At 50.3% G+C, this 2,347-nt stretch carries 2 protein-coding genes; one reads left to right on the top strand and one right to left on the bottom strand.

The window, feature by feature from the left end:
* The first annotated feature begins 77 nt into the window (after positions 1-77).
* Positions 78-1,622, top strand: a complete 1,545-nt coding sequence (locus CAG65_RS03905; protein WP_161452314.1) for an alanine/glycine:cation symporter family protein — start codon at positions 78-80, stop codon at positions 1,620-1,622.
* Positions 1,623-1,740: 118 nt separating this feature from the next.
* Here the strand turns inward: CAG65_RS03905 and CAG65_RS03900 are convergent, their stop codons facing one another.
* Positions 1,741-2,337, bottom strand: a complete 597-nt coding sequence (locus CAG65_RS03900) for an acetate uptake transporter (protein WP_161452313.1) — start codon at positions 2,335-2,337, stop codon at positions 1,741-1,743.
* Between the last annotated feature and the right edge of the window lie 10 nt (positions 2,338-2,347).

Below are 2,347 nucleotides of genomic sequence, written 5' to 3'. Positions count from 1 at the left end.
AAGATTAGTATGTCGTTCATAAAATAAACACAACATCACAACCACAACATCGTTTAATTTAAACAGGGAAAATACTCATGCAGTCTTTTGTTGATTTTCTGAATGGAATTATTTGGAGCCCTGCCCTGATCTATCTGTGTCTGGGTGCCGGCTTGTTTTATTCGATAATGACGCGATTCGTTCAAATCCGTCACTTTTTCGAAATGTGGCGTCTGCTCTTCTCGGGCAAAAGTTCCACTAAGGGTATCTCGTCGTTCCAGGCGCTGGCGGTATCGCTATCCGGTCGTGTTGGTACAGGTAACATCGCAGGCGTTGCAGCTGCCATCGGTTTCGGTGGTCCAGGCGCGGTTTTCTGGATGTGGGTCGTGGCCTTCTTCGGTGCGGCGACCGCGTACGCAGAGTCAACGCTGGCACAGATTTATAAAGAAGAAGACGAAGGCGAGTTCCGCGGTGGTCCGGCTTACTACATTGAAAAAGCCATGGGCCAGAAATGGTACGCTTGGGTTTTCGCGATTGCGACCATTTTTGCCTGTGGTGTTCTGCTACCGGGTGTTCAGTCGAACAGTATCGGTAACGCAGTAGAAGCGGCGTTTGGTTCTGGCCCAATGATTGACACTGCAATCGGTACCTTCAGTTTTGCTAAAATTTTGACCGGTACAGTTGTCTCCGTCATCCTGGCCTTCATCATCTTCGGTGGTGTAAAACGTATCGCTAACTTCACTCAGATTGTCGTGCCATTCATGGCGCTGGCCTACATCGTCACAGCGTTTGTGATTATTCTGCTGAACATCGGTGAAGTGCCACGCATTGTGGGCATGATCATCGGTGATGCGTTCACACCAATGGCCGGTATCGGCGCAGCCATCGGCTGGGGTGTTAAACGTGGTGTTTACTCCAACGAAGCCGGTCAGGGTACAGGGCCTCACGCAGCCGCGGCCGCCAGTGTCGATCACCCAGCGCAGCAAGGTCTGGTGCAGTCGTTCTCTATCTACATCGATACTCTGCTGGTGTGTTCAGCCACCGCGTTCATGATTCTGATCACAGGTGCCTACAACGTCGCTGGCCCAGAAGGTAGCTTCCTGGTGCAGAACATTGCCGCCGACATCAGTGCTAACGGCCCGGTCTTCACTCAGATGGCGATTGAAACCGCCCTACCAGGCGTCGGCAAACCGTTCATCGCGGTGGCGCTGTTCTTCTTCGCCTTTACCACGATTCTGGCGTACTACTACATCGCAGAAACCAACATCGCTTATATTCGTCGTACCTTTAAAGTAAATGGCATGATGTTTGTCCTGAAACTCATCATTATCAGTGCCGTGTTCTACGGAACGGTAAAAACCGCCAATCTGGCGTGGGCGATGGGTGATGTGGGTGTTGGCCTGATGGCTTGGCTGAACATTGTCGGTATTCTGATCATCTTCTTCATGTCGAAACCTGCCCTGAAAGCGCTGCAGGATTACGAAGAGCAACAGAAACGCGGTGTCACCGATTTCCTGTTCAACCCAGTACAACTTGGTATCAAAGGTGCCACTTACTGGGAGGAAAAATACACACGTAAAACGGGTAAAACTCCGCAAGCAGACGAGCAAGACTCTGCAACGGTAGAACAACCTTCTACGTGATAAAGATGCAAACACAAAAAGTGTGATAAAAATAGAAAAGGCAGTGGAAACAAAAAGGGTTAGCCAATTGGCTAACCCTTTTATTTTTCCCGTTTGAGTATCCCAACCGAAGAAGGAATTACGCTGCGATTTCCTGTGTGCTCGCGGCTGTCGCTTTTTTCTTTTCGCCGATTGGCAAAATAGTGCGACCGTATTCATTATTCAGCACTTGCGCCATGGCAAAGTACACTGCGCTCGCACCACAGAAAATACCTTCAAAGCCAGCGATAGTGCCGATCAGCTCACTACCGGTGAAATCACGCGCAGCCAGTAAGAAGAACAGGATCGTCAGCGAGCCGAACACCACTTGCTTCGCTACTGGGTAGCACAAAGAGCCGATAAACATAAAGCCGGTAAAGATACCCCATAACGTCAGGTACCAACCCATGAAGCCCGCCGGACTGGCTGGCAGCCCCATCTTCGGCATCACAATCAATCCCACCAGCGTCAGCCAGAACAGACCGTATGATGTAAATGCTGTCGTGCCGAACGTGTCACCACGCTTAAAACACATGATGCCGACGATAACCTGACTCAGACCACCATAGAAAATCCCCATTGCCAGAATCATAGAATCCAGTGGGAAGTAACCGGCATTGTGGATGTTAAGCAAAATGGTGGTCATACCGAAACCCATCAGGCCCAATGGGGCCGGGTTGGCAAGTTTTGTGGACATTTGCGCGTAC

The sequence above is a fragment of the Vibrio sp. V39_P1S14PM300 genome, assembly GCF_009904765.1.
Taxonomy (GTDB): Bacteria; Pseudomonadota; Gammaproteobacteria; order Enterobacterales; family Vibrionaceae; genus Vibrio; species Vibrio proteolyticus.
This window is presented reverse-complemented; position numbering and strand designations above follow the sequence as displayed.

Bases quoted from the DNA above. Each gene is read 5' to 3' on its own strand.
- CAG65_RS03900 (WP_161452313.1), bottom strand. From the start codon at position 2,337: ATGTCCACAAAACTTGCCAACCCGGCCCCATTGGGCCTGATGGGTTTC.
- CAG65_RS03905 (WP_161452314.1), top strand. From the start codon at position 78: ATGCAGTCTTTTGTTGATTTTCTGAATGGAATTATTTGGAGCCCTGCC.